The sequence below is a fragment of the Endozoicomonas sp. ONNA2 genome (assembly GCF_024606365.1).
Lineage (GTDB): Bacteria > Pseudomonadota > Gammaproteobacteria > Pseudomonadales > Endozoicomonadaceae > Endozoicomonas.
Window position 1 is genome coordinate 1 of the sequence record NZ_JAHHPO010000970.1, and the last position, 6,517, is coordinate 6,517.

The 6,517-nt window shown below is 51.8% G+C and carries 5 protein-coding genes; all 5 read left to right on the top strand.

What is annotated here, in order from left to right; all coding sequences use genetic code 11:
* Window positions 1-125: 125 nt before the first annotated feature.
* The 5 genes from KDK14_RS17140 to KDK14_RS17160 all read left to right on the top strand — a co-directional run bounded on the left by KDK14_RS17140 (window position 126) and on the right by KDK14_RS17160 (window position 6,401).
* Complete coding sequence (locus tag KDK14_RS17140) at window positions 126-389, top strand: hypothetical protein (protein WP_257266402.1); 264 nt, start codon at window positions 126-128, stop codon at window positions 387-389.
* 240 nt (window positions 390-629) lie between these two features.
* Window positions 630-2,552: a PrkA family serine protein kinase gene (locus KDK14_RS17145; protein WP_257266404.1), complete on the top strand. Its 1,923-nt coding sequence runs from the start codon at window positions 630-632 to the stop codon at window positions 2,550-2,552.
* A gap of 93 nt (window positions 2,553-2,645) precedes the next feature.
* Window positions 2,646-3,932 (top strand): YeaH/YhbH family protein, encoded by a 1,287-nt coding sequence (locus tag KDK14_RS17150; protein WP_257266405.1) that lies wholly within the window; start codon window positions 2,646-2,648, stop codon window positions 3,930-3,932.
* Window positions 3,919-5,496 carry a SpoVR family protein gene (locus tag KDK14_RS17155; RefSeq protein ID WP_257266406.1) on the top strand — a complete coding sequence of 526 codons (1,578 nt, stop codon included), beginning with the start codon at window positions 3,919-3,921 and terminating at the stop codon, window positions 5,494-5,496. Before KDK14_RS17150 ends, KDK14_RS17155 begins: the two co-directional genes overlap by 14 nt.
* 464 nt (window positions 5,497-5,960) lie before the next feature.
* Window positions 5,961-6,401 carry a regulatory protein RecX gene (locus tag KDK14_RS17160; protein ID WP_257266407.1) on the top strand — a complete coding sequence of 147 codons (441 nt, stop codon included), beginning with the start codon at window positions 5,961-5,963 and terminating at the stop codon, window positions 6,399-6,401.
* Window positions 6,402-6,517: the final 116 nt, after the last annotated feature.

Sequence of the window (6,517 nt, forward strand, 5' to 3'; positions counted from 1 at the left end):
CTGATTCATGACGTACGATCAGTGGTAATCAGGAAGGAGTTTGAGAAGATCCCGATTTCAAAAACGCTTCAACTCTATTTGGTTTGCTACAATTAAGCGACAGCTGATGATTGAGGAGGTTGATCATGGCTAAAAAAACTGGCCACGGCAGTTCCGTTGCATTTGAAAACGATCTCTCTGCCGATTTGCTCAGCAAAGCTGGAGCGCTGCATGTGGATGTCCACGCAGTGATTCAACGAGCGGTGGCAGCACAAGCGAATCTTGCATACATTGAACGACAGATTAATCTTGCCTGTGAGCAGCAAAGCAGTCTGGTTTATCACCATTTGATCGACAATTACCCCCTGAAAGAGGTGGGCATCAGGGATTGTTACCGGAAGAGCAATTAGTATTTCAGCATATCCTGCACCTTATTCAATCATAGAATGTGTGCTGTCAGGTTTTTTCACATCGAGTATTAGTTGGGTTTGATTCGCAGATCATTTAACGGTCACGGGTCGTTCATTTCTTGTCAGGCTGCAGAGACCACACGGGCAGCGTGTGTTCACTGAACCAAGGGATCAGGTGTTGCCTTTTCTCTGGTGCTACCAGTCTACTGTCTCCCTTTCTACACGGTGGGGTCGTTAGCTATGTCCATTTTTGCGCAATTCCAACAGCGGTATGAGGCAGTTCAGCAGGAAGAGCTGAGCTTGCTGGATTACCTGAAACTCTGTAAAGAGGACCCTTCGGTCTACGCCAATGCGGCCGAGCGCATGCTGAAGGCCATCGGTGAGCCGGAAGTCATTGATACCGCCCGTGATCCACGACTGAGCAGGATTTTCTCCAATAAGTTGATCAGACGTTACCCGGAGTTCAAAGAGTTTTATGGCATGGAAGAGGCCATTGAACAGCTGGTCTCTTATTTCAAACACGCGGCCCAAGGCCTGGAAGAGAAAAAACAGATCCTATACCTGCTTGGTCCAGTGGGGGGCGGCAAGTCTTCCCTGGCCGAGAAACTGAAGAAGCTGATGGAAAAGGTGCCGTTTTATGCCATCAAGGGTTCGCCGGTGTTTGAATCGCCGCTGGGACTGTTTAACCCTGAAGAGGATGGTGCCATTCTTACTGAGGAATATGGCATTCCCGGTCGTTACCTCAACTACATCATGTCCCCCTGGGCGGTCAAGCGCCTGAACGAGTTTGGTGGCGTCCTCAGTCAGTTCCGGGTGGTCAAGCTCTACCCAAGCAGGCTGAACCAGGTTGCCATTGCCAAAACCGAACCCGGTGATGAAAACAACCAGGATATTTCCAGCCTGGTGGGCAAGGTGGATATTCGCCAGCTGGAAGAGTATGCTCAGGATGACCCCGACGCCTACAGTTTTTCAGGGGCGTTGTGCCGGGCCAACCAGGGCATCATGGAGTTCGTGGAGATGTTCAAGGCGCCCATCAAAGTGTTGCACCCATTGCTGACCGCCACCCAGGAGGGCAATTACAACAGCACCGAAGGGCTAGGGGCCATTCCCTATGAGGGGATTCTGCTGGCACACTCCAATGAGTCTGAATGGCAGTCCTTCCGGAACAACAAGACCAATGAAGCCTTCATCGACCGGGTCAACATTGTCAAGGTACCCTATTGCGTCCGGGTGAGTGAAGAGGTGCATATTTACCAAAAATTGCTGGAACACAGCTCGCTCAAAGCGGCGCCCTGTGCCCCGGATACGCTCAAGATGCTGGCCCAGTTCACGGTGCTGTCCCGCATCAGTGAGCCGGAGAACTCTTCCATCTACTCCAAGATGAAAGTATACGACGGTGAAAACCTGAAGGACACCGACCCCAATGCCAAGCCATTGCAGGAATACCGGGATATGGCCGGGGTGGATGAAGGCATGAACGGGCTCTCTACCCGGTTCGCTTTCAAGATCCTGTCCAAAGTATTCAACTTCGATTCGACTGAAGTGGCAGCCAACCCGGTACACCTGCTTTATGTCTTGGAACAGCAGATTGAGCAGCACCAGTTTCCGGAAGAAATCCAAGATCGTTACCTCGCCTTTCTCAAAGAGTATCTGACACCCAAATACATTGAGTTTCTTGGCAAGGAGATCCAGACCGCGTACCTTGAGTCATACTCCGAATACGGTCAGAACATCTTTGACCGCTACATCACCTACGCTGACTTCTGGATTCAGGATCAGGAATTCCGGGACCCGGACACCGGACACATTCTGGACAGGGGCACCTTGAGCGAAGAGCTGGAAAAAATCGAAAAACCGGCGGGCATCGCCAATCCCAAAGATTTCCGCAACGAAGTGGTCAACTTTGTACTGCGGGCCCGGGCCAACCACGATGGCAAAAACCCCAGCTGGTTAAGCTACGAGAAGATGCGCACCGTCATTGAGAAGAAAATGTTCTCCAATACCGAAGACCTGTTGCCGGTCATCTCCTTTAATGCCAAGGGTTCGCAGGAGGACCAGCGCAAGCACGCAGACTTCGTTTCCCGTATGGTGGTTCACGGTTATACCGAGAAACAGGTGCGCCTGCTGTCGGAATGGTACATCCGGGTCCGGAAATCCCAATGATCCGGTACTGGCCGGCCCGCCCGCGGGCCCATCTCCAGCCCCACGACCGGGGTTGATCCACCGAGCACTGCAGCTATCGGGAGAGAGTTCATCATGAGCCTCATCATCGACCGGCGTCTCAATGGAAAAAAGAAGAGTACCGTGAACCGGCAACGGTTTCTGAAGCGCTATCGGCATCATGTCAAAGCCGCCGTCCAGGAAGCCATTGATCAGCGTTCCATCACCGACGTTGATGGTGGCAGTGATATCACTATCCCCAGAAAAGACCTCAGTGAGCCATTTTTTCACCACGGGCAAGGGGGGCATCACGGTCATGTTCATCCCGGCAATCACGAGTTTCACCGTGGTGACCGCATTCAGCGGCCACCGGGTGGCGGTGGGCAGGGCAGTGGTGCCGGGCAGGCCAGCGATAGGGGCGAAGATATGGATGAGTTTATATTCCAGATCAACCGGGACGAGTTCCTGGAATATCTGTTTGATGATCTGGAGCTGCCCAACCTGCTGCGAAAAGAACTGAAAGACAGCACCGACTATCAACTCAAACGGGCAGGGTTTACCACTGCCGGCTCCCCGGACCGGCTGAATATCGTGCGCTCGCTGCGGGCTGCCCACGCCCGTCGCATAGCCCTGTCCGGTAAAGACCGAAAAGTACTCCGAACCCTCAAGCGACAGCTCAGGGAAATGGAAGTGAGCGCGGATCCTGTCGATCAGCAGCAGGCCTCCCTTCGGGAAGAGATCAAGTTGCTCAACAAGAAACTCAAACGGCTGCCGTTTATTGACGACTTTGACCTGCGCTTCAATAACATGACCAAGGCACCCCAGCCCTCTAGCAAGGCGGTGATGTTTTGTGTTATGGATGTCTCCGGGTCCATGACCCAGGAGATCAAGGACATGGCCAAGCGTTTCTTCCTGTTGCTCTACCTGTTCCTGGAGCGCAGCTACGAGGCCGTGGACGTGGTCTTTATCCGGCACCACAGTGAAGCGCGGGAATGTGATGAGCACGACTTTTTCCACGCCAGGGAAACCGGGGGGACCATTGTCTCAAAAGCCTTGCTGCTTACCCACAACATCATTCAACAGCGATACCCGCCCGGTCAGTGGAACATCTACATCGCCCAAGCTTCGGACGGGGATAACTGGGGCGAAGACTCCAGCACCTGCACCAGTATTATCCTGGACAAATTGTTACCGGTTTGCCAGTACTTTGCCTACGTGGAGATTACCGACCAGCATCACCAGAATCTCTGGTACGAGTACGCAACCATTGCCGAATCCTACCCGGATCACTTTGCCATGCAACACATTCACAGCTATTTGGATATCTACCCCACCTTTCGGCGTCTCTTTGAAAAAAAGGAGGGTACCCATGTTGGCCGCTGAAGCGCCTAAAAGGCATACCATCCGGCGAGAAAAACCCCTATCCACCGGGTCCGAATGGACGTTCGAACTGCTGGACCTTTACGACCGCGAGTTTGCCCGTTTGGCGGATAAATTCCGGCTGGACACCTACCCCAACCAGATTGAAGTGATCAGCTCCGAGCAGATGCTGGACGCCTACTCATCGGTGGGGATGCCCCTGATGTACAACCACTGGAGTTATGGCAAAACCTTTCTCAACAATCAGCAGAACTACCAGCGAGGACGGATGGGGCTGGCTTACGAAATCGTGATCAACTCCAACCCCTGCATTGCCTACCTGATGGAAGAGAACACCATGCCCATGCAGGCCCTGGTGATCGCCCACGCCTGTTATGGTCACAACTCCTTTTTTAAAGGTAACTACCTTTTCAGGCAGTGGACAGATGCCAGCGCCATCATTGACTACCTGCTGTTTGCCAAACACTACATCGCCCGGTGCGAAGAGAAGCACGGCGTTACGGTGGTGGAAGCGATACTGGATGCCTGCCATGCGCTGATGAATCAGGGCGTCAATCGCTATATCCGCCCCGCTCCGGTCTCGGCAGCGCAGGAACAGGCGTGCTCGCGGGAGCGTGAAGCGTATATCCAGCGCAACTTGAACGATCTCTGGCGCACCATCCCGGTGAGCGAGCCACCGCAGTTACGTCAGGATGAACGGTTTCCGAAAGACCCGGAAGAGAACCTGCTCTATTTCATCGAAAAGAACGCGCCGCTGCTGGAGACCTGGCAGCGGGAGATTATCCGCATCGTGCGTAAAGTGGCGCAGTATTTCTATCCGCAACGACAAACCCAGGTCATGAACGAGGGCTGGGCAACGTTCTGGCACTACCACCTGATGCATGAGATGTACGATGAAGGGTTGATCACCGAAGGCTTTATTATGGAATTCCTGCATTCACACTCCAGTGTCGTGTTTCAGCCGGCCTTTGATGATCCGAGGTACAGCGGGATTAACCCCTATACACTGGGGTTTAACATCTTCCGGGACATTCGCAGGATCTGCGAACAGCCCACGGAAGAGGACCGTGAATGGTTCCCCGACCTGGCGGGCAGTGACTGGCTGGATGCCGTGCACTTTGCCATGCAGAACTTCAAGGACGAGGGATTCATTCTTCAGTACCTGTCCCCCAGGGTCATGCGGGACATGCGCTTGTTCAGCATCGAAGACAACGACATCAACCCCTACCTGGAAGTGGATGCCATCCATGATCAGCAGGGCTATCGGCAGTTGCGGGAAAACCTGGCCGCCCTATACAACCTGGGCAACCGGGAACCCAACATACAGGTCTACAACGTCGATGTCCGTGGCGATCGCTCGTTGACCTTGCGTCATTACCTGCACCAGCGACGTCCTCTAGATCGAGACAGCACGCATGAACTTTTGAAACACCTGCATCGCCTCTGGGGCTTTGATGTCAAACTGGACTCGGTTGACCAAGACAACATCATCCAGTACATCTTCAAAACGGAAAGCAACAGCAAAGAACTGGTTAAGGTTACATCGAAAAAGCGGGTCAACCGGTAGCGCCTAAAAGCGCTGTAGTAAATGAGAGGAGTGTTCAGAGCAGGTTACACCAAGGTATGGTATTCCAACAACAAAGGTACGCGATGCCCGGTTTTTTTTTAAATTTTTGAAAAAATGCTGCACCCCTTTAATACCAATGTTGTCACCAATTTCATTATACGTTTCTACACCAAAACACTGGCAGAAACGGGTAGTTTAAACGACTATATATCTCTAAATAGCCCGTACAAATCAGGTACTAAGGTATATCTATTTCTCTGCAGCCCTTGGTAACCTGAGAAAGTCCAATTTTTTAATATCTATTTCAAACCCGAGCATCGCGTACGCGTAAAGGTATGACGATGAACGACGGTGAAATAGTGGTCTATCGAGCAATAATCGCAAACCCGGTTCTCATACACCGTGCAACTTCAGTGATTGACTGGAGTAAACACCGGGGCTGACCAGTTCACAGGAGAGTAGCGATGCCTAAAGTCACTGCAAACATGCTGAGACATACTGCCATTAAGCTGATGGTGCAGAAAAATTACTCGCACGACGAGCTAGCACAAAAATTATCTTATCTTTCTGATAACGATGAACTCATCCTTGATGTGCTTGACCGACTGGAAAATGAGCGGCTGCTGAGTAATGAGCGCTATGTGGAAGGCTTTATTCAACACCGGGCAGCCAAAGGCCAAGGTCCTTCACGCATTGCCCGGGACTTGGAAAAAAAAGGGATTGAACTTGAGATGATTGTCAATGCCTTGAAAGCGTCGGAGATCAACTGGCAGGAGCTGGCAAAGTCGGTCCGTCAAAAGAAGTTTGGTCACAGGCACCCGAGAAAATCCCGGGAGATTAATGAACAGAGAGAGTTTTTACAAAGCCGGGGTTTTCCGCCTGAGTTCCTGGCCAATCTGTTTTGATAATCAGACAAACGTGACGTTTGGACTTGCCAGTTGATGGACACATGCCACGAAATACCATACTGAAGAGCGACTTAATATCTTCGGTTATATTGGATAAATTTTGAGCAATTAAT

What these genes read in the sequence shown, in the direction of transcription:
- KDK14_RS17140 (WP_257266402.1), top strand. Translation starts at nt 126, where the DNA reads ATGGCTAAAAAAACTGGCCACGGCAGTTCCGTTGCATTTGAAAACGAT.
- KDK14_RS17145 (WP_257266404.1), top strand. Translation starts at nt 630, where the DNA reads ATGTCCATTTTTGCGCAATTCCAACAGCGGTATGAGGCAGTTCAGCAG.
- KDK14_RS17150 (WP_257266405.1), top strand. Translation starts at nt 2,646, where the DNA reads ATGAGCCTCATCATCGACCGGCGTCTCAATGGAAAAAAGAAGAGTACC.
- KDK14_RS17155 (WP_257266406.1), top strand. Translation starts at nt 3,919, where the DNA reads ATGTTGGCCGCTGAAGCGCCTAAAAGGCATACCATCCGGCGAGAAAAA.
- KDK14_RS17160 (WP_257266407.1), top strand. Translation starts at nt 5,961, where the DNA reads ATGCCTAAAGTCACTGCAAACATGCTGAGACATACTGCCATTAAGCTG.